At 45.5% G+C, this 24,931-nt stretch carries 18 protein-coding genes and 1 tRNA gene; 11 read left to right on the top strand and 8 right to left on the bottom strand.

Going from position 1 to position 24,931, the window contains the following annotated elements; genetic code table 11:
• Window positions 1-318 precede the first annotated feature (318 nt).
• The gene (locus DW917_RS12700; RefSeq protein WP_118119278.1) at window positions 319-891 is read right to left on the bottom strand and encodes a chromate transporter; all 573 of its coding nucleotides are present in this window, start codon (window positions 889-891) and stop codon (window positions 319-321) included.
• A 230-nt stretch (window positions 892-1,121) separates the two neighbouring features.
• On the opposite strand from DW917_RS12700, the gene DW917_RS12695 reads away from it, so the two are divergent.
• Window positions 1,122-2,429 (top strand): ATP-binding protein, encoded by a 1,308-nt coding sequence (locus tag DW917_RS12695; RefSeq protein ID WP_158570153.1) that lies wholly within the window; start codon window positions 1,122-1,124, stop codon window positions 2,427-2,429.
• 55 nt (window positions 2,430-2,484) lie between these two features.
• On the opposite strand, the gene DW917_RS17265 is transcribed toward DW917_RS12695, so the two are convergent.
• From DW917_RS17265 to purL, 3 genes are read right to left on the bottom strand one after another with little or no spacing between them, the layout of a single operon-like run.
• A complete protein-coding gene (locus DW917_RS17265; RefSeq protein ID WP_158570151.1) occupies window positions 2,485-2,625 on the bottom strand; it encodes a hypothetical protein in 141 nt (46 codons plus the stop codon).
• A 15-nt stretch (window positions 2,626-2,640) separates the two neighbouring features.
• Window positions 2,641-3,192, bottom strand: a complete 552-nt coding sequence (locus DW917_RS12690) for a chromate transporter (protein WP_118119274.1) — start codon at window positions 3,190-3,192, stop codon at window positions 2,641-2,643.
• 19 nt (window positions 3,193-3,211) lie between these two features.
• A complete protein-coding gene (purL, locus tag DW917_RS12685) occupies window positions 3,212-6,997 on the bottom strand; it encodes a phosphoribosylformylglycinamidine synthase (RefSeq protein ID WP_118119272.1) in 3,786 nt (1,261 codons plus the stop codon).
• A 353-nt stretch (window positions 6,998-7,350) separates the two neighbouring features.
• Between purL and DW917_RS12680 the strand changes: the two genes are divergently transcribed.
• Both DW917_RS12680 and DW917_RS12675 read left to right on the top strand, forming a co-directional pair.
• Window positions 7,351-8,208 (top strand): OmpA family protein, encoded by an 858-nt coding sequence (locus tag DW917_RS12680; protein WP_118119270.1) that lies wholly within the window; start codon window positions 7,351-7,353, stop codon window positions 8,206-8,208.
• A 276-nt stretch (window positions 8,209-8,484) separates the two neighbouring features.
• Complete coding sequence (locus tag DW917_RS12675; RefSeq protein ID WP_118119269.1) at window positions 8,485-9,696, top strand: NADP-dependent isocitrate dehydrogenase; 1,212 nt, start codon at window positions 8,485-8,487, stop codon at window positions 9,694-9,696.
• Window positions 9,697-9,774: 78 nt separating this feature from the next.
• On the opposite strand, the gene DW917_RS12670 is transcribed toward DW917_RS12675, so the two are convergent.
• Window positions 9,775-10,017 carry a helix-turn-helix domain-containing protein gene (locus tag DW917_RS12670; protein WP_022111086.1) on the bottom strand — a complete coding sequence of 81 codons (243 nt, stop codon included), beginning with the start codon at window positions 10,015-10,017 and terminating at the stop codon, window positions 9,775-9,777.
• Window positions 10,018-10,554: 537 nt separating this feature from the next.
• On the opposite strand from DW917_RS12670, the gene DW917_RS12665 reads away from it, so the two are divergent.
• The 4 genes from DW917_RS12665 to DW917_RS12650 all read left to right on the top strand — a co-directional run bounded on the left by DW917_RS12665 (window position 10,555) and on the right by DW917_RS12650 (window position 15,265).
• A complete protein-coding gene (locus tag DW917_RS12665) occupies window positions 10,555-11,250 on the top strand; it encodes a response regulator transcription factor (RefSeq protein ID WP_118119267.1) in 696 nt (231 codons plus the stop codon).
• An 18-nt stretch (window positions 11,251-11,268) separates the two neighbouring features.
• Entirely contained in the window at window positions 11,269-12,762 is a 1,494-nt protein-coding gene (locus DW917_RS12660; RefSeq protein WP_118119265.1) for an ATP-binding protein, read from the top strand.
• Window positions 12,763-12,840: 78 nt separating this feature from the next.
• Complete coding sequence (locus DW917_RS12655) at window positions 12,841-14,973, top strand: Tex family protein (protein WP_118119284.1); 2,133 nt, start codon at window positions 12,841-12,843, stop codon at window positions 14,971-14,973.
• A gap of 7 nt (window positions 14,974-14,980) precedes the next feature.
• A complete protein-coding gene (locus DW917_RS12650) occupies window positions 14,981-15,265 on the top strand; it encodes a hypothetical protein (protein ID WP_233524732.1) in 285 nt (94 codons plus the stop codon).
• Window positions 15,266-15,446: 181 nt separating this feature from the next.
• On the opposite strand, the gene DW917_RS12645 is transcribed toward DW917_RS12650, so the two are convergent.
• Window positions 15,447-16,601: a 5-methyltetrahydropteroyltriglutamate--homocysteine S-methyltransferase gene (locus DW917_RS12645; protein WP_118119263.1), complete on the bottom strand. Its 1,155-nt coding sequence runs from the start codon at window positions 16,599-16,601 to the stop codon at window positions 15,447-15,449.
• 250 nt (window positions 16,602-16,851) lie between these two features.
• Between DW917_RS12645 and DW917_RS12640 the strand changes: the two genes are divergently transcribed.
• Window positions 16,852-17,328 (top strand): Lrp/AsnC family transcriptional regulator, encoded by a 477-nt coding sequence (locus DW917_RS12640; protein WP_022110128.1) that lies wholly within the window; start codon window positions 16,852-16,854, stop codon window positions 17,326-17,328.
• 169 nt (window positions 17,329-17,497) lie between these two features.
• Here DW917_RS12640 and DW917_RS12635 read toward each other — a convergent pair.
• Window positions 17,498-17,582, bottom strand: a tRNA-Leu gene (locus DW917_RS12635).
• 229 nt (window positions 17,583-17,811) lie between these two features.
• Here DW917_RS12635 and DW917_RS12630 point away from each other — a divergent pair.
• Window positions 17,812-19,104, top strand: a complete 1,293-nt coding sequence (locus DW917_RS12630) for a histidine-type phosphatase (protein WP_118119261.1) — start codon at window positions 17,812-17,814, stop codon at window positions 19,102-19,104.
• A gap of 150 nt (window positions 19,105-19,254) precedes the next feature.
• Here the strand turns inward: DW917_RS12630 and DW917_RS12625 are convergent, their stop codons facing one another.
• Window positions 19,255-22,194, bottom strand: coding sequence for a DNA gyrase/topoisomerase IV subunit A (locus tag DW917_RS12625; protein WP_370453536.1), 2,940 nt, complete (start codon window positions 22,192-22,194; stop codon window positions 19,255-19,257).
• Between the two features lie 105 nt (window positions 22,195-22,299).
• On the opposite strand from DW917_RS12625, the gene DW917_RS12620 reads away from it, so the two are divergent.
• Together DW917_RS12620 and DW917_RS12615 are read left to right on the top strand one after the other, a co-directional pair.
• Window positions 22,300-23,862 (top strand): glycine--tRNA ligase, encoded by a 1,563-nt coding sequence (locus DW917_RS12620; RefSeq protein ID WP_118119259.1) that lies wholly within the window; start codon window positions 22,300-22,302, stop codon window positions 23,860-23,862.
• A gap of 103 nt (window positions 23,863-23,965) precedes the next feature.
• Window positions 23,966-24,631, top strand: a complete 666-nt coding sequence (locus tag DW917_RS12615; RefSeq protein ID WP_118119257.1) for an FKBP-type peptidyl-prolyl cis-trans isomerase — start codon at window positions 23,966-23,968, stop codon at window positions 24,629-24,631.
• Window positions 24,632-24,931: the final 300 nt, after the last annotated feature.

Genomic DNA, 24,931 nt, shown 5'->3' with positions numbered 1-24,931 from the left:
TTTTTTCAATTATGCAAGGTATAAACGCGGAGCCGCTTACTTTTTCTTGATTTAGCCCCCTCTTATGAGTCCATCCAGTCGTCTATTAAGACTATAACTTGCCTTCATAGACGACAGCCTTAGGCTTCATAGACGATTCATTTTGAGGTGAAGACCGATGAAGGGTGGTGAAGGGCGATTTTTAGTTATTTTGCTTGTAATCACTTGTATATCAGATGATTATGTTGATAGGGGTGAAGGGTGATGGGTTTTCTCCGTTTCGCTTTTCAAATTTTCGACTTTTATTTATTACTGTCAAATAACATAGTAAGATTTTGTTTAATATAGTAATACCAGCCCGGCAAAAGCCGAGTAGAGTATCATTCTTATCGGATTGATCTTCATTACCTTCACGCCGATAAAGGTGGCGAAGAAGAGGGCGATGGAGATGTAGAAATGCCAGGGATTCTCTGGAGTAGAGAAATTCTCTGGAGTCATCAGGAGCAGGGCTGCGGCGCCTACCAGGCCCACGATGCATGGGCGCAAACCGATGAAGATGCTCTGCACCATCGATGTGTTCATATATTTATACAGCATTTTGCTGATCAGAATCATCAAAATCAAAGAGGGGAGAACCAGGGCAAAGGTTGCCACGGCACTTCCGAGTATGGCTATCATGCCGCCCATGCCTGCATTGTGCACAGCGGTATAGCCGCAATAGGTAGCAGAGTTGATGCCGATAGGTCCTGGTGTCATCTGCGAGATGGCCACCACATCGGTAAACTCTTGCATCGTCATCCAATGATACTGCGTCACTACCTGTCCCTGAATCAGGGAAATCATGGAGTAGCCACCTCCGAATCCGAAGATGCCTATCTGAAAGAATACGATGAAAAGTTGAAGAAATATCATAGTTTATTCTCTTTTTAATTGCAAATGTACTGATTTTCTTGATTATCGCCAAATTATTTTAAAAAACTTTACGCTCTTTTTGGTAAATAAGTGTAATTTCCTTGCTGTTATTGGAAAAAAGTTGTAAATTTGCACGTGAAAAGCTGGAAAAAAGTTGCAACTTAAAGCCTGAAAAGCTGGAAAAAAGTTGCAAATAAGTATCCGAAAACATGGAAAAAAGTTGTAAGAATATGCTTAAAAGAAAGATAATCAGTGAGTTGGTAAAGTGGAAGCAGGAATCTTCTAATAAGGCACTTCTCATAAAAGGTGCTCGACAGATTGGCAAGACTACAATTGTTCGCCAATTTGCAATGGCTCACTATAAAAATATGGTTGAGATTAACTTTGAGCAGATGCCTATGGCAAAACAAGCTTTCGAAGGAAATCTGGATGCACGTACCATTCTGATAAACTTATCAGCTATGGGATTCGGACCTTTGGAGCCAGGGCAAACTCTGATATTCTTTGACGAGATACAGGCTTGTCCTAAGGCTCGTACTGCAATCAAATTTTTAGTTGAGGATGGACAATATGATTATATAGAATCTGGTTCTTTGCTAGGTATTAATTATAAGGATGTGTCTTCTTATCCTGTAGGATTCGAAAGAGAATTGGATATGTATCCACTTGACTTCGAGGAATTTCTTTGGGCATGTAATATCAGCAAGGATGTAATTGAAATGTTGAAAGAGTGCTACCAAAATTTGCGTCCTGTGCCTGAATTTCTACATGGTCAAATCATGGAGCGTTATCGTCAATACTTGATAGTTGGTGGTATGCCAGAAGTTGTTGTTACCTATTTGAGCAATGAGGATTTCAATAAGACGATAGCTGTTCAGAAGGACATACTGAATGGTTATCGTAATGATATTTCTAAATATGCAGGTAATGACAAGTTGTTGGTAAAGTCTGTGTTTGATGCTATTCCAGGGCAGTTGAGTAAGCAAGATAAGCGTTTTATATTAGCTTCTATTGAAAAAAATGCTTCTCGTCGCAAGTATGGAGCACCTACGCAATGGCTTGTTGATGCAGGTATGGCGTATTATTCCTTTAATGTCGGGGCTTTCGAATTGCCTTTTCCTATCCATGAGAATCTGAGACTATACAAGTTGTTTTTTGTCGATTCTGGTTTGATGTGTGCCATGATGCTCAATGGTATTCAGGCACAGGTTTTGTCTGGAGATATTGATGTGAATGAAGGGGCATTGACTGAGAATTATGTAGCAGGAGAATTTGCCAAGCATGGCATTTCTCTCAGCTATTATGACAGAAAGAGTAAGCACGAGCTGGATTTTATTTTCCCTGAGAAGAATAAAATTAGTATTGTGGAAGTGAAATCTGGTAAGGATTATAAGCAACATGCTTCTCTCGATATGGCTCATTCGCTTTTTGCTGACAAAATCAATCGGCGTATTGTCATGAGTGGTAATAACTTGGAAATAGAAGATGGGTGTATCTATTTGCCGTTTTACATGAGTATGTTTTTGGGTGGTGAATAAATTTATTAGTCGTGGAAATGTGCTAAAAAATATGGATTTCCACGACTAATACTTCTTAAAAAGGCTTCTTTGCGGTGGTTATAGCCTTGCGAAGCCTTTTAAGTTCCTTTTCATCCTTGCATTCTTGAATCAGCTTCAAGAAGTCGTCTATGTGAACATTTTTAGAACTTGCAAAATGTGGTTTTGTCTCTTCCATATTCTGATTTTTTAATTACTCCGTCGGTTGGATAAACTGTCCATAGACGTATCCACCTAAGGCTGCTACGATAATTACCCAGATAGGGTTGACGCCCATCAGCCATATCAGGAGGGCAGATAAGATAGGAACCCAGCAGTTGACGAACGAGATGTGGGCACTCTTGGCCAATGAAAAGGTAGGAACAGCTATCAGAGCCACGACGGCAGGACGGATACCTGCAAACATCGCCGCAATCACCTTGTTGTCCTCAAACTGATGGAAAAACATAGCAATCGCTAATATAATAAGGAAGGAAGGCAACGAAGCGCCGAGGGTGCAGACAATGGCTCCCGGCATCTTTGCCAGCTTATATCCGAGCAGGGAACTCATGTTGATGGCCAAGGCGCCCGGACAAACCTGGGTAGTAGCGATGGCATCCAAGAATTCCTCCTTCGTCATCCAATGATGCTTATCGACGACTTCGGATTCTATAATAGGAATCATGGCATAGCCACCACCAAAGGTGACTATGCCAATCTTCATAAATGTTTTGAATAATGTAAGATAACTTACGCTATTATTCATTTTTTAACTTTTTACTTTTTTACTTTTTAAAAGCTCTTTCTTCAATCCACTGACGTGCATTGACAAATGCCTCAATCCAAGGAGTTACCTCGTCGTTGCGGCGATCAGCTGGATACCAAGCGTTCTGCCATGGGAAGATAGCACGCTCCAAGTGTGGCATCATGGCCAAGTGGCGACCATCTGCTGAGCAGATACCTGCTACATTGTAGTCACTGCCGTTTGGATTGCCTGGATACTCAGCATAGTTGTACTTCGCAATCACATTGTAGTGATCCTCTGGCTCTGGCAAGTAGAAACGACCCTCACCGTGAGCTACCCAGATACCAAGCTTGTCACCGCTGAGGCTACCAAACATCACACTCTCGTTCTGAGGAATAGTCAGACCGAGGAAGGTGCTCTCAAACTTCTTGGAAGTATTGTGGCAGAGGTGTGAACGATGCTTGTGCTCAGGATTGATGAGGTTCAACTCAACCATCAACTGACATCCGTTGCAGATACCGAGTGAAAGGGTGTCCTCACGAGCATAGAACTTGTCGAGTGCCTCCTTAGCCTTAGGATTGTAGAGGAATGCACCAGCCCAACCCTTGGCAGAACCGAGAACGTCGGAGTTAGAGAAACCACCGCAGAATACGATGAAGTTCACATCCTCCAAAGTTTCACGACCAGAAATCAAGTCGGTCATCATTACGTCCTTCACGTCGAAGCCAGCGAGATACATAGAGTAAGCCATTTCACGCTCACCATTAGTACCCTTCTCACGGATGATAGCTGCCTTGATGCCTGATGGAGTGCGACGGTTAGCGTCGAGACCATAGCTTGCGAGAGTGCCCTTGAAGCCGTAGCCGAAGTTCATCTCGATAGGCTGCTTCTTATAGTTGGTGTAGCGCTTCTTAGCCATACCGTTCATGCTCTGCTTGCGGTCGAGGAGGTAAGATGTCTTATACCAGTCGTCGCGCAAAGCGTCGATATCAAACTCGTGCTCGAAGCCTTCCTTCTTGATGATGATCTTGCGAAGCTCAGGAGCAGGATAACCAATCTTAGCATAGCCGATACCGTTCTCATCGAAGAATGCCTTCAACTCGTCCTTGTGAGCATCGCTTACCTGAATAACAACACCTGGGTTCTCTGCGAAGAGAGTCTTGATGATGTCAGCATCAGCGATGTCGTGGAGGTTGATCTTCATACCACCCTCTACGTTGGCAAATGTCATCTCGAGGAGAGTAGTAATCAAACCACCGGCACTGATATCGTGACCAGCCATTACCCAACCGCGGTTGATGAGTTCCTGTACAGCGTTGAAGCAATCAACGAAGTACTCTGGGTTCTTTACGGTAGGAACATCGCTGCCCACCTTGCCCAAGCTCTGAGCGAAGGCAGAACCACCGAGGCGCTGCTCGTCGAAGCTGAAGTCGATATGATAGAGGCTTGAGTTCTTGTCGTTGACGAGAACAGGACTAACCACCTTCTTGACATCTGAAACCTCACCACCAGCACTTACGATGACGGTACCTGGAGCGATGATCTTCTCGCCGTTAGGATACTGCTGGGTCAATGAGAGAGAGTCCTTACCTGTTGGTACGTTCACGTGGATGGCACAGCAGAAGTCTGACAAAGCCTTCACGCCCTCGTACAAACGAGCATCCTCACCCTTTTGGCTGCGGCAAGGCCACATCCAGTTAGCAGAGAGACTGATGCTGTCCATACCATCTGCCAAAGGAGCCCAAACGATATTGGTCAATGACTCTGCTACAGAGAGTACAGAACCAGCCTTAGGATCAGCCAAACCAGCCTGAGGAGCATGACCCATAGCAGTTACGATACCCTTCTCGCCACGATAGTCGAGTGCTACAACACCACAGTCGGAGAGTGGCAACTGAATCTGACCCTGGCACTGCTGACGGGCAATCTTACCAGTTACGGAACGGTCCACCTTGTTGGTCAACCAGTCCTTACAAGCTACCGCCTCCATCTGGAGAACACGCTGCAAGTACTCGTCGAGGTTGTCGGCAGAGTAAGTTACATCTTCATATTTACGCTCTACGGTCTCATCCACCATGACAGTCTTAGGAGTATGACCGAACATCTGAGCCACGTCGAGGTCGAATGGCTTCACACCGTCAGCCTGCTTGAAGCTGAAGTGAGCATCGCCAGTAGTCTCACCTACCACGTACATTGGAGCACGCTCACGGTCGGCAATCTTCTGTACCTCTTCAATATATTTTTCGTCGATGAGCAAGCCCATACGCTCCTGACTTTCGTTGGCGATGATTTCCTTAGCGCTCAAGGTCTTGTCACCGATAGGCAACTTAGCCATGTCGATTTCGCCACCGCACTCTTCTACCAACTCAGAGAGACAGTTCAAGTGACCAGCAGAACCGTGGTCGTGGATGCTGACTACAGGGTTCTCGTCGTTCTCAACGAGTGCACGAACCAGGTTGTAAGCACGCTTCTGCATCTCAGGGTTGGCACGCTGAACAGCGTTCAACTCGATGCCATTGCTGTAACGACCTGTATCTACAGAAGAAACAGAACCGCCACCGAGACCGATGCGATAGTTGTCACCACCTACTACGACCACCTTGTTGCCCTTCTGTGGCTCGCCCTTCTTATAGTCACGCTTCTTGCCATAGCCTACACCACCAGCGAGCATAATCACCTTGTCGTAAGCATACTTCTCGCCGTTCTCCTGGTGCTCGAAAGTAAGCACAGAACCCGTGATGAGAGGCTGACCGAACTTGTTACCGAAGTCAGAAGCGCCGTTAGATGCCTTGATGAGGATCTGCTCAGGAGTCTGATAGAGCCATTTACGCACAGGCAGGATATCTTCCCAGTCGCGCTCCACATCGCTCTTGCCGTTGTCATCCTTCAAACGAGGATAAGCAGTCATGTAGCAGGCGGTACCTGCGATAGGCCATGAACCTACACCACCACCCATACGGTCGCGGATTTCACCACCAGTACCCGTAGCAGCACCATTGAAAGGCTCTACAGTAGTAGGGAAGTTGTGGGTTTCAGCCTTCAGGGAGATGACACTCTCGATGTCCTTTACCTGGAAGAAATCGCTGGTAGTCTGGTCAGCAGGAGCAAACTGCTCGATGACAGGACCCTGAGAGAAAGCCACATTGTCCTTGTAGGCAGAGAGAATCTTGTTAGGGTTCTCATTGGTGGTCTTCTTGATCATGCTGAAAAGAGAAGACTCCATCTCCTTGCCGTCGATGATAAACTGTCCGCCGAAAATCTTGTGACGGCAGTGCTCAGAGTTGATCTGTGCAAAACCGAAGATTTCACTGTCGGTGAGCGGGCGTCCATTCTCCTTCTCCAGCTTGTGGAGATAAGCCATTTCGTCTTCGCTGAGAGCAAGACCTTCTTCCTCGTTGTACTTTTCGAGGTCATCTACATACTTGATAGGTTCAGGCTCGTGGTTGACGGTGAACACATCCTGTCCGATACCGTTGTACATGCGCTGGAGCATAGGATCGTGCTCCGCATCCTCGCTATCAACAGGGAAATACTCCTCAATACGCGAAATGCCGTTAAGACTCATATTCTGAGTAATCTCAACGGCATTCGTACTCCAAGGAGTAATCATTTCACGGCGTGGGCCGACATAGAAGCCCTGCAATTGCTGGGCGTCCTCTAAAGTCGCATCACCATAAAGCCAACAAAGTTCATTGATTTCGTCCTGAGAAGGCTTGTGGTCAATCTCGGTCGCAATCACACTCTTAGATGGAGTTCTGAAAAAAAGAATCATACTTATTTCTCTTTTTATATTGTTAATGTATTTATTCTTTCGGTAAGGATACATGGCCTATGTATCGCTTTTCGAGTGCAAAGATAATACAAATTAAAATAAGGACAAAATAAAACGCTTGTTTTTTTATATTTTTAGGTATGTTGCCCAAACTGTGTGCTTTCACAGAGCAGGAAAATCTGCTGAATGAAGACGCTAATTTGTTAAAAATGAGTGAGAAAGATGAGAAAAACAGAAAAAGTGGTTAAAATTATCTAAATGGGTTTGACAAAAGTGGTTTATTCAAGTCTTATTCGTAACTTTGCAAACGAAAAGCAGCGTGTGAATTTTTATTCATCGTATTAGGATTCATTATATTTAGTAATTTAGTAAAAATCAACTATCGGAAAAATTTAAAACCAGAAAATATGAAGCAGAACAAATTTTTAGTAATGGCTTTGATGGCTGGCGCATTGTTGGCCACAAGTTGTGCAAGTAAGAAGGAACTTCAGAATTGCCAGAACGAGAACAAGGAGTTGTCAAGCAACTATCAGAATACAAAGGAGCAGTTGGCTGCTTCTCAGGCTCGTGTAACAACTCTCGAAGATCAGCTTGCTCAGATGAAGAAGGACTATAAGTCTATGCAGAATGCGCTCGACAAGAGTTTGAACAACGCAAGTCAGAACAACATCAGCATCGACAAGCTCGTTGACCAGATCAATGAGTCTAACCAGTACATCCGCCACTTGGTAGAGGTGAAGAGCAAGAGCGATTCTCTCAACATGGTGCTTACCAACAACTTGACCCGCTCTCTCAGCAAGGACGAGTTGAAGGAGGTTGACGTACAGGTAATGAAGGGTGTGGTTTACATCTCTTTGGCTGACAACATGCTCTACCAGAGCGGTAGCTATGAGGTAAACAGCCGTGCTCAGGAAACTTTGAGCAAGATTGCCAAGATCATCATGGACTACAAGGACTACGATGTTCTCGTAGAGGGTAATACAGATAACGTACCAGTTAGCACTACAAGTGCCAAGATGAAGAACATCCGCAACAACTGGGACCTCTCTGCTCTCCGTGCATCTTCTGTAGTACAGTACTTGCAGGATCACTTCGGCGTAGATCCTAAGCGTTTGACCGCTGGTGGCCGTGGTGAGTACAACCCTGTAACTACCAACGATTCTGAGGTTGGCAAGCAGCGCAACCGCCGCACTCAGATTATCATCACTCCTAAGCTCGACCAGTTCATGGACTTGATCGACAAGGCTCCAGAGAGCGATAAGTAAATCGGAGACTTTTTAGAGTATCATAAGTAAAATTTAGGAAGCACCAGTGGGCTTAGGCTCATTGGTGCTTTTTTAGTATTACAGGTGCTTTTCTGTATAAATATACTTAAAATAAGAAAGAAAGACTCAAAGTTTGTGTCGTTTTGAAAGAAAAATGGCGTTTTCCTTTCTCTTTTGAGAATTATTTATTACTTTTGCAATCAAATTATTAAGCGTCTGTTGCTTAGTGGTTATAAATTGTAATTTATTAATAATACATATATAGGTATTTCGCTTATGGAAAAGATTCAGATGACAACTCCTTTGGTGGAGATGGATGGTGACGAGATGACAAGAATCCTCTGGAAGATGATCAAGGATGAACTGATCCTTCCTTTCGTAGATTTGAAGTCAGAGTATTATGACCTTGGTTTGCCTTACCGTGACAAGACCAATGATCAGGTGACTATCGATTCTGCTGAGGCTGCCAAGAAATATGGTGTAGCCGTTAAGTGTGCTACGATTACTCCTAATGCCCAGCGTATGGACGAATATCATCTCCACAAGATGTGGAAGAGCCCTAATGGCACTATCCGTAGCATCATGGATGGTACTGTGTTCCGTGCTCCTATCACGATTCCAAGCATTCACCCTTGCGTGAAGAACTGGGAGAAGCCGATTACCATCGCCCGTCATGCTTATGGTGATGTATATAAGAGTGTGGAAATCCGTGCAGATGAGCCGGGAGTTGCCAAACTCGTATTCGAGGGTAAGAGCGGAAAGAAGCAGGAGGTGGAGATTCACAACTTCGAAGGTGCTGGTGTTATTCAGGGTATGCACAATACCGATAAGAGTATCCGCAGCTTTGCTCATAGCTGTTTCAAGTTTGCTATCGATACCAAGCAGGATTTGTGGTTTGCTACCAAGGATACCATTTCCAAGACTTACGATGCACAGTTCCGCAAGATATTCGAGGAAGTGTATGAGAGCGATTACAAGGAGAAGTTTGCAGAGCTCGGCATTGAGTACTTCTATACATTGATTGATGATGCCGTGGCTCGTGTTATCCGCAGCAAGGGTGGATTCATCTGGGCATGTAAGAACTATGATGGTGATGTGATGAGCGATATGCTCAGTACAGCCTTCGGTTCGTTGGCGATGATGACCTCCGTATTGGTTTCTCCAGACGGTAAGTATGAGTACGAGGCAGCTCATGGCACAGTAACCCGCCATTACTACCGTTATCTGAAGGGCGAAGATACATCTACCAACCCTATGGCAACAATCTTTGCATGGAGCGGTGCGTTGAGAAAGCGTGGCGAGTTAGATGGCATTCAGGCATTGCAGAATTTCGGCGACCAGTTGGAGGCAGCTTGCTTCGATACGCTGAATGATGGTATCGCCACCAAGGACCTCGTCAACCTGATGGAAGGTGTAGAGGCAAAGGCAGTCAACTCAGCCGGCTTCATTGCAGCCATCCGTGAGAGATTGGAGAAGAGATTAGCATAGTATGATTTGTATATATATATAATAAAGGTGACAAAGGCATAGAAACCTTTGTCACCTTTATTTTTTAGTGAAAACTAATTAACCGTTTACCTGCTTCTTGTATTCCTCAGACAACAAGTCGAAGAAATTATAGCCGATTACCTTGCAGATATGCATGAGCATACCTGTGTCGATAGTAGATTTGCTATAAATCTTATAAATGTTGGTTCTGTGGCAACCAAGTTGCTTTGCGAGCCATACTGTTGTTTTTCCTTGTCTTTTGAGTTCCTGTTTTATGCGTTCCCCAATGACCAAGGAGCAATTGTTAGTTTGATCTGTCATTTTCTTATTCTCTTTAAATACTAATAAATTCAATATGGATGCAAAATTACGAAATAAGATTGTAATCAAACGAATTTTTTGGTAGCTAATGTGACGACACGCTATTAAAAAAGTATAAATGCGGAAAACAAATGAAAACCCTTCGTTCCATTTGTTTTGCTTACTGACACATTTTTCCTCAATTTCCTATCTTTTTTGTGTCTATTTTGTTTCGGTTTACATTTTATACACAAGAAAAGTACAAATCAGCTGTTGTACGTAATTGTAATTTCCTAATTTTGCACCCAGTTAAGGCACACAGCCTAAAAACTATGCGATGCGGCTACAGAAAGCTACACATTATTATATATAAGATATAAGGCTTTTCTAAAAACGCGTAAGCAAACAAGATCTCTAAGAATGATTCCCCGTCACATCTTTTACTTGCTTTTGAAATGAAATTGTAATAGAATGTAATGCGTGTTACAGATTTTTTGTCGTATCTTTGCACCCGAGGAAAGACCTCAGACTATATATACATTATTATATATTATAAAGATGGACGAAAAGAACTATAAAATCCTTGTGGTGGATGATGAACAGGACCTCTGTGAGATTCTGAAATTTAACTTGGAAACCGAGGGGTATCTGGTAGAAACTGCCAACTCGGCTGAGGAAGCTCTGGAGAAAGACATTGCTTCCTACGACCTCTTGCTGCTCGATGTGATGATGGGAGGTATGAGCGGATTCCAGCTGGCGAAGAAACTCAAGGAGAATGTGGCTACGGCTCAGATTCCTATTATATTCCTGACGGCTCGCGATACTGAGAACGATACCGTTACTGGTTTCAATCTCGGGGCTGACGACTATATCTCCAAACCTTTCTCTATCCGTGAGGTGATGGTGCGTGTGCGTGCTGTCATCCGCCGTACTGCTGATAAGTTGGACAAGGATGCTGAACCTACCACCATCAGCTATCAGGGGTTAGTGCTCAATATCGACAAGAAGACGGTGAGCATTGATGGAGAGGATGTGCCTTTCACCAAAACAGAATTTGAATTGCTCCGACTTCTCCTGGAAGAGAAGGGTAGAGTGTTCTCCCGCCAGGAACTCATCGACCGCGTATGGCCTAAGGATGTGCTCGTGCTCGACCGAACGGTGGATGTCAACATCACCCGTATGAGAAAGAAAATCGGTAAGTTTGCGAAGTGCATCGTCACCCGACTCGGCTTTGGATATTATTTTGATGCGTGATAAGAAAGGATTTTATTTATGCTGAAAATACAAAAAACGAAATCCAAAGTTGGGCGAAAACTGTATCTCATGGTGCTGGCGGTGTTCCTTGTGTTCGCTGTCAGTTTTATCATGTTCCAGCAGACTCGTGAGAAACAGTATAAAATCAGTACGCTCACGATGAAACTGGAAAACTACAACGCCCTCTTGGAGGAGGATCTCTCGCTGGCTCATGATAGAGGAATCATCTTGAGCAACGGCGATAGTCTGGAGACTCTGCCCAGCGTGAGTCGTTCGAAACTCGTCGTGGCGGAAACCAAACTGAATGCTTTCATCCGTGAACATGAAAGCAGGGATCTGCGTGTTACCCTGATAAGGCCCGACGGCAAGGTGGTGTACGATAATATGAGCAAGCACTATGACCGTTTTGCCAATCACTTGAACCGCAAGGAGATACAAGAGGCGCTGAAGAATGGACAGGGATCGAGCGTGGAACGAGAGTCGAAAACCCTGAAGCAGGATTACTTTTATGTGGCTTCCTATTTCCCTGCTGACTCTATCATCATCAGAAGTGCCTTGCCTTATAATGATGATCTCTCTAAATCGCTGCAGGCTGACCAGCATTACATCTGGTTTGCCGTTTTCGCCATCATCATCCTGACCATCGTACTCTACCGATTCACCCATCGGTTGGGCAAGAATATTGCCAAGCTCCGCATCTTCGCCTACAAGGCTGATCACAACGAGAGCTTAGAGATAGAGGATCTGGCTAAATTTCCGGATGATGAACTGGGTGAAATCGCTGAACGCATCATCAAGATGTATAAGCGTATCCAGACCACCCGAAGGGAACAGGATATCCTGAAACGGCAACTGACGCAGAATATCGCTCATGAACTGAAGACTCCGGTGGCGAGCATACAGGGCTATCTGGAGACGATACTCGACAATCCGCATATCAGCGAGGAGATGAAGGAGCAGTTCCTGCAGAGATGTTATGCGCAGAGCGAACGGCTTACCTCCCTGCTGAGAGACATCTCGACGCTGAACAGACTGGACGACGGTTCGGACATGATAGACTTCGAGGCGGTGGATATCACGAAGATGGTGGGAGACATCATGAGGGAAACAGCGCTGGAAAGGGAGGAGCGCAAGATGGGGTTCCACAACCTGCTACCTGAGCGCATCGTGGTGAAGGGAAACCGCAGTCTGCTCTATAGTGTGTTCCGCAATCTTACTGATAATGCCATTGCCTATGCCGGTGACGGAACGACCATCACGCTGGAGGGTAAGGAAATAGGCAACAAGTGGCACTTTGTCTTCAGAGATAATGGTCAGGGTGTGCCGCAGGAGCATATTGCCCGCCTCTTCGAACGCTTCTACCGTGTGGATAAGGGAAGGAGCCGAAAAATGGGTGGAACGGGACTGGGACTCGCCATCGTGAAGAATGCCGTGCTGCTGCATGGTGGAACCATCCGGGTGAATAACTTGCCAGAGGGTGGTTTGAAATTTGAGTTTACTATCAAGAAATAAATCTTAAAAGTCGCAAGGAGTTTCGTCTTTGCGATTTTTTTTATGTACCTTTGCATCTCTATTAACAATAATATAATGATGAATCAATTTACTAAGATTATCGCAGCGCAGCTCAAACTGAGAGAGCAGGCTGTCGAAAATACATTGGAACTGCTCGAAGAGGGCTGTACTATCCCTTTCATCTCCCGATACCGTAAGGAGAAGACGGGTAATATGGACGAGGTGAACATTGAAGCCATCGCCCAGGCTAACGATAAACTCAAGGAGATGGCGAAACGTAAGGAAACCATTCTCAAGACGATCGATGAACAGGGAAAACTGACGGATGCACTCAAGAAGCGTATCGAGGAATGCTGGGACGCTACGGAACTGGAAGACATTTATCTGCCTTTCAAACCGAAGCGCAGAACCCGTGCACAGATAGCTCGTGAGGCGGGATTGGAACCTTTGGCACAAACTCTGCTCTTCCAGCGTGAACGTAATATCATGCAGGTGGCTAAGAAATATGTGGGTGACAAGGTGGCTGATGCTGATGCTGCCATTCAGGGCGCCAAGGACATCATCGCTGAAATGGTGAACGAGAGCGAGGAAAGCCGCAATGCCATCCGTGGGGAGTTCAGACGTGGCGCCATCATCACTTCCAAGGTGGTGGCTAAGAAGAAGGACGAGGAAGAGGCTCAGCGATTCTCTGATTATTTCGACTTCTCGGAACCTCTGAAGCGCTGTTCTTCTCATCGCCTGCTGGCTATGCGTCGTGGAGAGGCTGCCGGTATTCTGCGTGTCAGCATCTCTGCTGATGACGAACAGTGTACGGATAAGTTGAAGCGCCATTATGTGCATGGTTATGGCGAATGCCAGACCTTGGTAGGCGAGGCTGTGGATGATGCTTTCAAGCGTCTGCTGAAACCAAGTATCGAAACGGAGTTTGCTGCATCAAGCAAGTTGAAGGCTGACGAGGAGGCTATTCTGGTATTCGCTGAAAACCTGCGTCAGTTGCTCTTGGCAGCTCCGCTCGGACAGAAGAGAGTAATGGCAGTGGATCCTGGTTTCGCCAATGGTTGCAAGACGGCCTGTCTGGATGCACAGGGCAATCTCATCCATCATGAAATCGTATTTCCTCATCCTCCTCGCAGCAAGCGCAGCGAGGCTACTGCCGCTCTGCAGCGCATGGTGAAGATGTATCATGTGGAGGCTATGGCTGTGGGCAATGGTACGGCGAGCCGTGAGACGAGCGACTGGCTGCACGAAATCGCTTTCGATCATCCTGTGGATATCTATGTGGTAAGCGAGGATGGTGCTTCCATCTATTCGGCTTCCAAGATAGCCCGTGATGAATTCCCGGATGAGGATGTGACGGTGCGTGGTGCGGTTTCTATCGGCCGTCGCCTGATGGACCCTCTGGCGGAGCTGGTGAAGATTGATCCTAAGAGCATCGGTGTGGGACAGTATCAGCACGATGTGGATCAGAGTCAGTTGAAGAAAAGTCTGGATACGGTGGTGATGAGCTGCGTGAACTCTGTGGGTGTCAATCTGAATACGGCTTCGCAGCATCTGTTGACCTATGTGAGTGGCCTGGGTCCTACGCTTGCCAAGAATATCGTGGAGTATCGCAGGGAGAATGGTGCTTTCGCTTCCCGTGCCCAGTTGAAGAAGGTGCCTCGTCTGGGTCCTTCGGCTTACGAGCAGTGTGCTGGTTTCTTGCGTATTCCTGGTGCCAAGAATCCGCTTGATAACAGTGCCGTGCATCCAGAACGCTATGCGCTGGTAGAGACGATGGCGAAAGATCAGGGCGTGACGGTGAAGCAACTCGTAGAGGACAAGGCTCTGCAGAAGAAGATAGATATCAAGAAATATGTGAGCAAGGAGGTGGGTATGCCTACCTTGACTGATATCATGGCTGAGTTGGACAAGCCTGGACTGGACCCTCGTGGCGAGGTGGAGAAATTTGAGTTTGATGCTTCCATCAAGACGATTGAGGATTTGCAGGAGGGCATGGTTGTGCCGGGCATCGTGACCAACATCACCAAGTTTGGTGCCTTTGTGGATATAGGTGTTCACAATGATGGTCTGGTTCATGTTTCTCAGATGGCAAACCGTTACATCAGCGATCCTTCAGAGGTTGTGAAACTCCATGAGCATGTGATGGTTCGTGTGGCTGAGGTGGATTTGAAGCGCAAGCGCATCGGACTCTCGATGAAAAATGTCAAGTAAATATAATATGGATAAAACTCTTATAGATGATAAGCAGGAAATGGCTGAGATCGGACGTGACTGTATCGAGTCGGCTTATTGCTTTATTCACCAGAAACTTCGTGTATATGAATTTTCCAACAACCCTACGCAGCGGGATGATATCGAATACGCAATTGCTCAGTATGTGGAGGGTATGAATCCGGCGCTATATCAGTTGCTTGCTGGAGAAAAGAATGACTTCTTGCTCGATCATACCAGATTTGAGGAGGATATGCGCGAGGCACAGGAAAAACTTGAGGGAATGATGTAATGTCATTCCCTTTTTCTATTCTTTTTCTCTTAGCCCACATTGCAGCAGCCTTTAGTAACTACTCCCCTATTGAAAACTTTGAATAGAAAAGCCTTGAAATATGAAATAGGCTTCGATAGTCAATGAAGCCTATTTCGTAGAGCAATGAAAGCGGCTTCGTAAGCAGTTGAAGCCTATTGCATTATTCTGCATCGGCGAAAGAAGAAGAGCTCCAAACTTCCTCGGAAATCTCTCTAACCAAATCTATCTTTGCCCATTGTTCAGCATCGGTCAGTTTATTACCGATTTCGCAAGAGGCGAAGCCGCATTGAGGACTGAGACTGAGACGATCGAGAGAAATATACTTGGCAGCTTCGTGGATTCTGGCGATAACCGTAGCCTTATCCTCCAACACCGGAGATTTTGAGGTTACCAAACCCAGAACCACCTTCTTGCCATCTGCCACATATTTCAAAGGCTCGAAACCGCCCGAACGCTCATCGTCATACTCCAGATAGAAGGTATCCACATCCTCATGAGCAAAAAGATAAGGAGCCACGGCATCGTAGGCACCCTTGGTAGCATAGCAGGAATGATAATTGCCACGGCATACGTGGGTGTTGATGGTCAACCCCTCAGGTTTGCCCTCGATGGCAAGGTTGTTCACCTTCAGATACTGCAGGGCTTCCTGCTCTAGGGTAAACCCTGTACCCACCTTAGCCTTCCAGTAATCACTATCCACAATCATTCCCCAGGTACAGTCATCTAACTGAACGGTGCGGCAACCGGCTGCATAAATTTCCTGGAAGAAGGTGCGATAGGCCTGGGCAATATCCTCTATCAGCTGGGTGGTGTTAGGATAGAACTTGCGGGTATTCTCGGCATTCTTGCCACGAAACAGTTCGGCAAGAAACTGTGCAGGAGCAGGAACCGTCTGCTTTGCCTCGAAGATATACTCGCCCTTGGCATCCAACTCCTCAAACTGCTTTACAAACAGGAAATCCTTGATAAAAGGATGATTCTCGCCGGTAATCTTGCCGGTCAGTTGGATAGAACCCTTGGTTGTTTCCTCGCCATGGAACTGGTAACCATGCTCCAGTTCGATATGCTCCACGCCATTGAATCCCCACATAAAGTCGAGATGCCAATAGCTGCGGCGGAATTCGCCATCGGTGATATAAGGCAGGCGATGCGCCTTCTGCTGCCTGATAACCTCTGTAATCAGACGGTCTTCTACGGCGCGGAGGTCGGTGGCAGAAATCTGTCCATCTGCAAACTTAGCTCTTGCTTCCTTCAACTCTGCAGGGCGCAAATAGCTGCCCACTGCCTCAAAATGTATATTTCTTACGTTACTCATTGTTTTATCTCCTATATTTTTAAATGATGAATGACTCGTCATATTTTAAGAATGAATGACTCTTGATTTGCCATTATCTGATGATAAACAGCTCTTTGCATCCGGAATTGCGGTTGCAAAGGTAAGAAGAAGAATTTTATCTTCCAAATATTCTCCGTAATTCAGAAAAATATGCTATCTTTGCAGCGAATTAAGCAAATCAGCAGAATATTATCCTGCAGGAACAGGTAAAAGCAGAAATAAAGAAACAATGGCTACAGAAGAAAATCTCGACGAAATCGACATCAAGATACTCAAGTTGTTGCAGCAGAACTCCCGACTCACCGTGAAGGAACTTGCCGCAAGAGTCAACCTCTCTCCCTCTCCAACCTTTGAACGGCAGAAGCGGCTGGAACGAGAGGGATACATCCAGCGATATGGAGCCATCGTAGACCATCACAAGATGGGACACAACGTAATCGTGCTCTGTAATATCCGGCTCAAGCAGCACACCCATGATCTGATTCAGCAATTCATGGATACCGTGCAGACCATCGACCAGATAACGGAGTGCTACAACACCACCGGCGATTATGACTTCCAGATCAAGGTATATGCCCGCGATATGAAAGCCTATCAGGACTTCATGCTCAACACGCTGGGAAATATCGAATGCATCGGAAGCCTGCACAGTATCATCGTGATTGGTGAAATCAAGGATTCGCATTATATTCCCGTAGCAAAATAAGGAGGAACGTGATGACAGCAAAAAAGTTATTTATGATATGCCTGCTTCTTGCGATACCTTGCTTTTGGCTGTTACTATAGATTAGCATTGAAATATGTTGGCAAAATGTTGCCAAAAAGAGAAAAGAAAAAATCCTAACCGCTTATTATCAAGCAGTTAGGATTTTCTTTGGTGCGCCTGATAGGACTCGAACCTACACGGCCTGAACCACTAGATCCTAAGTCTAGCGCGTCTACCAATTTCGCCACAAGCGCATTTGTGACTGCAAAGATACAACTTATATTTCAATTAAAAGAAGAAAAATATAAAAAACTTTGAAGTTACTTGCTTTTTTGCTGAATTTTTACTATTTTTGCAGGCTGAGAAGAAGATGTAAGTCTTTTAACCGGTGCAGATGAATTTGGCATTTATGGTCTGAAGAAATCGATGTTTGGCTAAATGACTGAAATCATGAGAAAACTAACTTAAATATACAGATAAAGAATGAAAAACGAAGTGAAAAAAGTATTGCTGTTTGCTGCGGTATTGCTGGCAGGAAACAGTGCCTTGGCACAGACTCCACAGGAGGATTTCAAGAGGGATATTACGCTCTCAGCAAGTAACTACGTGGCTTATCGTGGTCCTCAGAAGCAACTTACCCCTGCTCCTAAGGGATACAAACCATTCTATCTGAGTCACTATGGTCGCCATGGCTCACGCTATATGATAGGAAAGAAGGCCTATGATGTGCCTTACTTCTCTTTGCTCAAGGCGAAGCAGGAGGGTAAACTGACTGCCAAGGGTGAGGAAACATTGGAAAAAGTAAAACTGATACGTGATGAGGCTAAGGGTAGAGATGGCGAACTGACGCCGCTCGGAGCTATCCAGCATCAGGGAATTACCAAGAGAATGATGGAGCGATTCCCGGAGATTTTTGCAGGTAAAACCAATATCGAGGCGAGAAGTACCGTTGTTATCCGATGTATTCTCTCAATGGAAAACGGTCTGCAGCAGATGCTTCGCATGAATCCTCAACTCAATATCTTCCATGATGCCAGTTATCACGATATGTATTATATGAACCTGTCGGATAAGCGACTGGACAGTTTGAAGAATTGTATCGGAAGAAAGACGGTGCAGGAGGAATTTACCAAGAAGCACGATTGCTATGACCGCGTGATGAAGGAACTCTTCAACGATCCGTACTGGGTGAAGCAGAATATCAATCCGCGCGACCTCAACTGGAAACTCTTTGAGATGGCAGGGGCTATCCAGGGTACTGAACTGCGTGGCAAGGTTTCTCTCTACGACCTCTTCAATGAGGAGGAAATCTATCAGAATTGGGTGGTAAGCAATTCCTGGTGGCAGATGTCATACGGATATTCTCCTTATACTGGTGCCGAACAGCCTTATTCTCAGCGCAATCTCTTGAGAAATATCATCGAGAAGGCTGACAGTTGCATCGCTCTTCAGCATCCGGGTGCTACGCTGAGATATGGTCATGATACGATGGTGACTCCGCTTACCTGTCTGCTCAACCTGAATGGTTATGGTGCGCTTATCAAGGATCCTGAGAATATTGCCAAAATGTGGTTTGATTATAAGATTACTCCGATGGCAACCAACCTGCAGTTTGTCTTCTATCGCAATCAGAAGAAGCCGAATGATGTCTTGGTGAAGGTTCTCTTGAATGAGGATGAGGCTACCTTGCCTATCAAGAGTGATGTGGCTCCTTATTATCATTGGAATGATTTCAAGGACTACTGTATGAAGATTCTTGCAGCCAAGAAGTTCTAATCATCTGATTTTCCCTTTTTTCAGGAGAATTTCTCAAGGGTTAATCTTGAGAGGATTTTCTCAAGAGTTGATTGGAAAATAAATAGGGCTTGTATGATTTAATAATGATCATACAAGCCCTTATGCTATTCGAAAGTTATTTGAGAAAGGTTAGTGCTTAGCTAACCATTCTTTGTCTTTCTCGTCTTCTTCAGTAAACTTCTTATCGTCGAAGAGACTGGTCTGTCCTGTCAGTTCGTCGATGATCTGCTGTTCGCTCTTACCTGCATCCGGGTCAAGGTTTTCTCTTTCAGAAGCTTTTCCACCTTTTCCAGATGCATTCCCATTTTCTGATTCACCTCCTTCTTCTGAGTCTTCACCTTCATCGGTTGGTTCTGGGAATCGGGTAGGCTCCAGTTCTTCGATGCTTTCTAACTTCCAGGTAGTGAGACGCTTGCCCTTTGCCTTGAAACTCTTCTGTCCGATAAACTGTTCTGCATCGATTTCCTCGGCAGGTCGGATCGCATCCACGCCGCCATAGGTAACCTTGAATCTCGGATAGGCGGTATCGGTGAGCAGAATCAGCTTGCAGTTAGGATTTTCTCCCATGAAGTTCTGATGGCGCTTGATGGCATCCATCGTGAAGCGCTTGATATAAGGATAGCCCTGATTGTCGGCATCGTAGAGAATGGCGGTCCAGATCTTGTGCTCGTCCCATTTTTCCAGACGGAGGATATTGTCCTCGTAATGGTTGTTCGGGTCGAAGTTGGTGATGTAGAAATCGCCATCGTCGAGTACTACCAGGATGCTTTCGTCGTCATTGAATTCACCGAGGAATCTTCCGTTCTCATCATAGTTGATGCGGTTTACGTCTGGATCAAACCAAACCTTTCTTCCTCCCAAGGTACTGTGACCGTGACTCTTCAGTCCGATGCGTCTGATGGTACGCTTGGTCAGGAGATTTCCCTTGGCAGCACGTCCCTTGATAAGTATTTCGGAGAAATCCTTCTCCAGGAAGATGCTCTGTCGTTTCTTCGACAGGTCTGGCTCCATAGTTACCTTGATGATTTCCGCTTCGCCATTAGGGTTGGCGGTGAAGTAGATGATGCGGCTGCCAGGAGTGCCCTGGGTGATATCGTACAACTTGTCGCGGGTCATCGCCGTCACGTTGAATCGCTTGATGAAATAATCACCTTGTTTTCCATCGCGATAAACGCAGTTGTAGATGGTGCGCTTGTCGTTTTTCTTGAATACCTGTACGTGGAGGATGTTCTTTCCTACGAATATCTTGTCGGCCACCTTCATGACCTTGAATTTTCCGTCTTTATAGAAGACGATGATGTCGTCGAGGTCGGAACAGTTGCATACGAATTCATCCTTCTTGAGGCCGGTTCCTACGAATCCTTCCTGTCGGTTGATAAACAACTTCTGGTTGGCTTCTACCACCTTGGTCACCTCGATGGTGTCGAAGTTGCGTATCTCGGTCTTGCGAGGATGGAACTTGCCGTATTTGCCTTTGAGGTATTCAAACCAGTTGATGGTCACATCGGTCATGTGAGCAAGGTCATTTTCAATCTCAGCCAGTTCTGCCTTAATCTTCATCAGGAGATCATCCGCCTTATCCTTATTATATTTAAGAATACGCTGCATTTTGATTTCGAGCAGTTTGAGAATATCTTCCCGGGTGATTTCGCGATGGAAAGCATACTGTACCATTCCCTTGCCATCCACCTCGGCAGTAAAGAGCTTATCCTTGAAAGGCTCCAGCTTGGAGTCGATGAATGCCACTACCTCATCCTGGCTCTTACTCTGCTCAAACTTGCGCTCCTTGTAGATGCGCTCCTCGATGAAAATGCGCTCCAGAGAGGAGAAGAAGAGCTGTTCTTCCAATTCGCCCTTGCGAATCATGAGTTCCTTGCGGAGCAGTCCCATCGTGCAATCTACGCTATGCTTGAGCACATCGCTGACGGTGAGGAACTTTGGCTTGTTGTCCTCGATGACGCAGCAGTTGGGTGAAATGTTGATTTCGCAGTCGCTGAAGGCATAGAGGGCATCCATCGTCTTGTCTGACGACGTTCCAGGAGCCAGATGGACGAGAATCTCCACGTTGGCAGAAGTCACATCATCCACCTTTCTGGCCTTGATTTTACCTTTCTCTACAGCCTTGGTGATAGATTCGATGAGGCTTCCCGTAGTCTTACTGTATGGAATCTCGCTGATGATCAGAGTCTTGTTGTCGAGCTTGTCTATCTTGGCACGAACTTTCAGCACACCGCCACGCTGACCATCATTGTATTTGCTTACATCAATGGCACCACCCGTAGGGAAATCAGGATAAAGCGTGAATGGTTCGCCCTTCAGATAGTGAATGGCAGCATCGCAGAGATCATTGAAGTTGTGGGGCAGCACCTTGCTGCTCAAGCCTACGGCGATACCTTCTGCGCCTTGTGCAAGGAGCAGAGGAAATTTGGCAGGCAGGGTGATAGGCTCTTTATTGCGACCGTCGTATGAGAGCTGCCAGTCGGTAGTCTTCGGGTTGAATACTACGTCGAGTGCAAACTTGGAAAGTCGTGCCTCGATATAGCGGGGCGCTGCCGCACGGTCGCCTGTGAGAATGTTTCCCCAGTTACCCTGTGTGTCGATGAGCAGGTCTTTTTGTCCCATCTGTACCAGGGCATCACCGATGGAGGCGTCACCGTGAGGATGAAACTGCATGGTGTGGCCCACGATATTAGCCACCTTGTTGTATCTGCCATCATCCATACGTTTCATGGAGTGGAGAATGCGTCGCTGCACAGGCTTCAGTCCGTCCTCGATGTGAGGAACGGCACGCTCCAGAATTACGTACGAGGCATAGTCGAGGAACCAGTTCTGATACATACCGCTGAGATGGTGTACAGCGGATGCATCGAATCGGTTCACCGGCTTATAATCGGAATGCTGTTCTGTCTGATTTTTCAAATCATCCTTTGACGAATCCTCTAAGTCGTCCTTTTGCGAATCCCCCAAATCGTCTTTAGAGGTGTCCTGCAGGTCGTTATTTTGAGAATCTTGCAAGTTGTCAGGATTTTGACCTTCTATTCCGTCTTTATCTTTAATTTCGTCGCTCATAGATAGCTTTTAATACTTATTTTGATAATTTATGGCAAAAATACAACAAAATTTCGAGAAAAAAGCGTATCTTTGCCGAAAATTTGAAAAAAATAAGTTTTTATCATGGCACAGGAAGATGTTTTTAAGAAAATCGTAAGCCATTGCAAAGAATATGGCTTTGTATTCCCAAGTAGTGAAATTTATGATGGCTTGGCAGCTGTTTATGATTATGGACAGAATGGTGTTGAGCTGAAAAATAATATCAAGCAGTATTGGTGGCAGAGTATGGTGTTGCTGCACGAGAACATTGTTGGTCTTGATGCTTCTATCTTCATGCACCCTACTGTTTGGAAGGCTTCCGGCCACGTAGATGCTTTCAATGACCCATTGATTGATAACCGCGACTCTAAGAAGCGTTATCGTGCTGATGTGCTCATTGAGGATCACATGGCTAAATACGAAGAGAAGATTGCTAAGGAGATTGCTAAGGCAAAGAAGCGTTTCGGCGACAGCTTTGATGAGGCTCAGTTCCGTGCTACCAATCCTCGTGTTCTCGAAAACCAGAAGAAGTATGATGAACTTCATGCTCGCTATACTGAGGCTATGCAGGGTCCTAACCTGGAGATGCTGAAGCAGATTATCGAGGATGAGGGTATCGTTTGCCCTATCAGCGGTACCAAGAACTGGACTGATGTTCGTCAGTTCAATCTGATGTTCTCTACTCAGATGGGTGCTGCCAGCGATGCTACCAGCAAGGTTTATCTCCGTCCTGAGACTGCTCAGGGTATCTTCGTAGATTACTTGAGTGTTCAGAAGACCGGTCGTATGAAGTTGCCATTCGGTATCTGTCAGATTGGTAAGGCTTTCCGTAATGAGGTTGTTGCCCGTCAGTTCGTATTCCGTATGCGTGAGTTCGAGCAGATGGAGATGCAGTTCTTCTGCCAGCCAGGTACTGAGATGAAGTGGTTTGAGTATTGGAAGAAGGTTCGTTTGGCATGGCACGAGGCTCTCGGCATGGGTAATGAGAACTATCGCTACCACGACCATGAGAAGTTGGCTCACTATGCTAACGCAGCTACAGATATCGAGTTTAAGATGCCTTTCGGTTTCAAGGAAGTTGAGGGTATTCATAGCCGTACCGATTTCGACCTTTCTCAGCATGAGAAGTTCAGCGGCCGTTCTATCAAGTACTTCGATCCAGAAAAGAACGAGAGCTATGTGCCTTACGATGTAGAGACTTCTATCGGTGTTGACCGTATGTTCCTCAGCGTAATGTGCCACTCTTACTGCGAGGAGAAGTTGGAGAATGGTGAGACACGTGTTGTATTGCGCTTGCCAGAGGCTTTGGCTCCAGTGAAGTGCGCAGTATTCCCCTTGGATAAGAAGTATGGTCTCCCTGAGTTGGCTCACGAGATTGTAGATGAGTTGAAGTTCCACTTTAATACTCACTATGGCGATCCTAAGGATTCTATCGGTAAACGTTATCGTCGTCAGGATGCTATTGGTACTCCATTCTGTATCACAGTTGACCACGAGACTCCAAATGATCATAAGGTAACTCTCCGTTATCGTGATACTATGGAGCAGGAGCGTGTTGCTATCAGCGACTTGCGCAGTATCATCGAGGAGCGTGTGAGCATCACAAGCGTATTGAAGAAGCTTGGCAAGGAAATCAAGAATTTCTAATTGCCGGAGTATTTCGGGATATACCTGTATGATTTGTGTAGTCTGAGTGATATGCATATATATATATAATAAGGTATATGATATAGCAAAACAAAAGATTTAGATGAACTTTAAGAATATTAAATATTTGTTCTTTCTGCTGATGACGGTTTTCGTACTGTCATCATGCAGTGAGACGAATGAGGACGAGTCGAATTCTGAGTTTAGAAATTGGCAGGAGCGTAATGATAAGGCTTTTGCTGATACATTAGCTAAAGCCCGACAGCAGATTGCCAATGGAAGTTCGGAGTGGAAGGTGATACGTAGCTGGACACTTCAGAACCAGACATCCACTACGGAAGGACAAGGTGCTGCTTCTACCCTAAAGTATAATGACGATGATTATATCGTGGTGCATATACTGAAGAAGGGTAATAGCGATGCTAATCTGCTTTATACCGACTCTATCCAATTGAGTTATCGTGGTAGATTGATTCCATCCGATTCTTATGCCAATGGTTATGTTTTTGACCAGACTTTCGTTGCTGATGAGTATAGTTCGGAAACGGCTAAGCCAACAAAGACGACTGTTAATTATGGTTGGATAGATGGTTTTACCACTGCACTTTTGGGCATGCATGTCGGAGATCACTGGCAGGTATTCATTCCTGCTAATCTCGCTTATGGCAGTAGCGTTAACTCAACCATCCCTGCTTATTCTATGCTTCGCTTCGAAATGGCATTGACTGCCTATAAGCGAGGTAAAGGTAGCTGGATAACAGAAGAATAATATCAGGCAGTAATATGCTTTATATGTCATTATGTACTGGCATATAATGACTGCTGAAAGATATGATGATATTTTAGCCTTGGGAGTAGTGATACTTTCAAGGCTTTCTTTTTTCCCCCCTCTTTCCTCCTTTATTATTCCATATATTTTATTTCTATTTCGATTCTAAAAATGTGTTGCGAAGGTTAAATTAGTGTTTGTGTCCGTACACAATCCTTTGACGTATATCAAAAAAATGTTAGAAAGTTGCAAATTTATTCATAAACCTCAAATCCGCAACCGCCCTCATAAGATGACACA

The sequence above is a fragment of the Prevotella sp. AM42-24 genome, from assembly GCF_003461825.1.
Classification (GTDB): domain Bacteria; phylum Bacteroidota; class Bacteroidia; order Bacteroidales; family Bacteroidaceae; genus Prevotella; species Prevotella hominis.
The sequence above is the reverse complement of the archived record's forward strand: the minus strand, read 5'-3'. Positions and strand labels throughout refer to the sequence as shown.

Excerpts from the sequence above, each read along its gene's own strand:
- DW917_RS12665 (WP_118119267.1), top strand. The coding sequence starts at position 10,555 with ATGGACGAAAAGAACTATAAAATCCTTGTGGTGGATGATGAACAGGAC.
- DW917_RS12660 (WP_118119265.1), top strand. The coding sequence starts at position 11,269 with ATGCTGAAAATACAAAAAACGAAATCCAAAGTTGGGCGAAAACTGTAT.
- DW917_RS17265 (WP_158570151.1), bottom strand. The coding sequence starts at position 2,625 with ATGGAAGAGACAAAACCACATTTTGCAAGTTCTAAAAATGTTCACATA.
- DW917_RS12655 (WP_118119284.1), top strand. The coding sequence starts at position 12,841 with ATGAATCAATTTACTAAGATTATCGCAGCGCAGCTCAAACTGAGAGAG.
- DW917_RS12620 (WP_118119259.1), top strand. The coding sequence starts at position 22,300 with ATGGCACAGGAAGATGTTTTTAAGAAAATCGTAAGCCATTGCAAAGAA.
- DW917_RS12615 (WP_118119257.1), top strand. The coding sequence starts at position 23,966 with ATGAACTTTAAGAATATTAAATATTTGTTCTTTCTGCTGATGACGGTT.
- DW917_RS12700 (WP_118119278.1), bottom strand. The coding sequence starts at position 891 with ATGATATTTCTTCAACTTTTCATCGTATTCTTTCAGATAGGCATCTTC.
- DW917_RS12650 (WP_233524732.1), top strand. The coding sequence starts at position 14,981 with ATGGATAAAACTCTTATAGATGATAAGCAGGAAATGGCTGAGATCGGA.
- DW917_RS12645 (WP_118119263.1), bottom strand. The coding sequence starts at position 16,601 with ATGAGTAACGTAAGAAATATACATTTTGAGGCAGTGGGCAGCTATTTG.
- DW917_RS12625 (WP_370453536.1), bottom strand. The coding sequence starts at position 22,194 with ATGAGCGACGAAATTAAAGATAAAGACGGAATAGAAGGTCAAAATCCT.
- DW917_RS12695 (WP_158570153.1), top strand. The coding sequence starts at position 1,122 with ATGCTTAAAAGAAAGATAATCAGTGAGTTGGTAAAGTGGAAGCAGGAA.
- DW917_RS12630 (WP_118119261.1), top strand. The coding sequence starts at position 17,812 with ATGAAAAACGAAGTGAAAAAAGTATTGCTGTTTGCTGCGGTATTGCTG.
- DW917_RS12680 (WP_118119270.1), top strand. The coding sequence starts at position 7,351 with ATGAAGCAGAACAAATTTTTAGTAATGGCTTTGATGGCTGGCGCATTG.
- purL (WP_118119272.1), bottom strand. The coding sequence starts at position 6,997 with ATGTATCCTTACCGAAAGAATAAATACATTAACAATATAAAAAGAGAA.
- DW917_RS12670 (WP_022111086.1), bottom strand. The coding sequence starts at position 10,017 with ATGACAGATCAAACTAACAATTGCTCCTTGGTCATTGGGGAACGCATA.
- DW917_RS12675 (WP_118119269.1), top strand. The coding sequence starts at position 8,485 with ATGGAAAAGATTCAGATGACAACTCCTTTGGTGGAGATGGATGGTGAC.
- DW917_RS12640 (WP_022110128.1), top strand. The coding sequence starts at position 16,852 with ATGGCTACAGAAGAAAATCTCGACGAAATCGACATCAAGATACTCAAG.
- DW917_RS12690 (WP_118119274.1), bottom strand. The coding sequence starts at position 3,192 with ATGAATAATAGCGTAAGTTATCTTACATTATTCAAAACATTTATGAAG.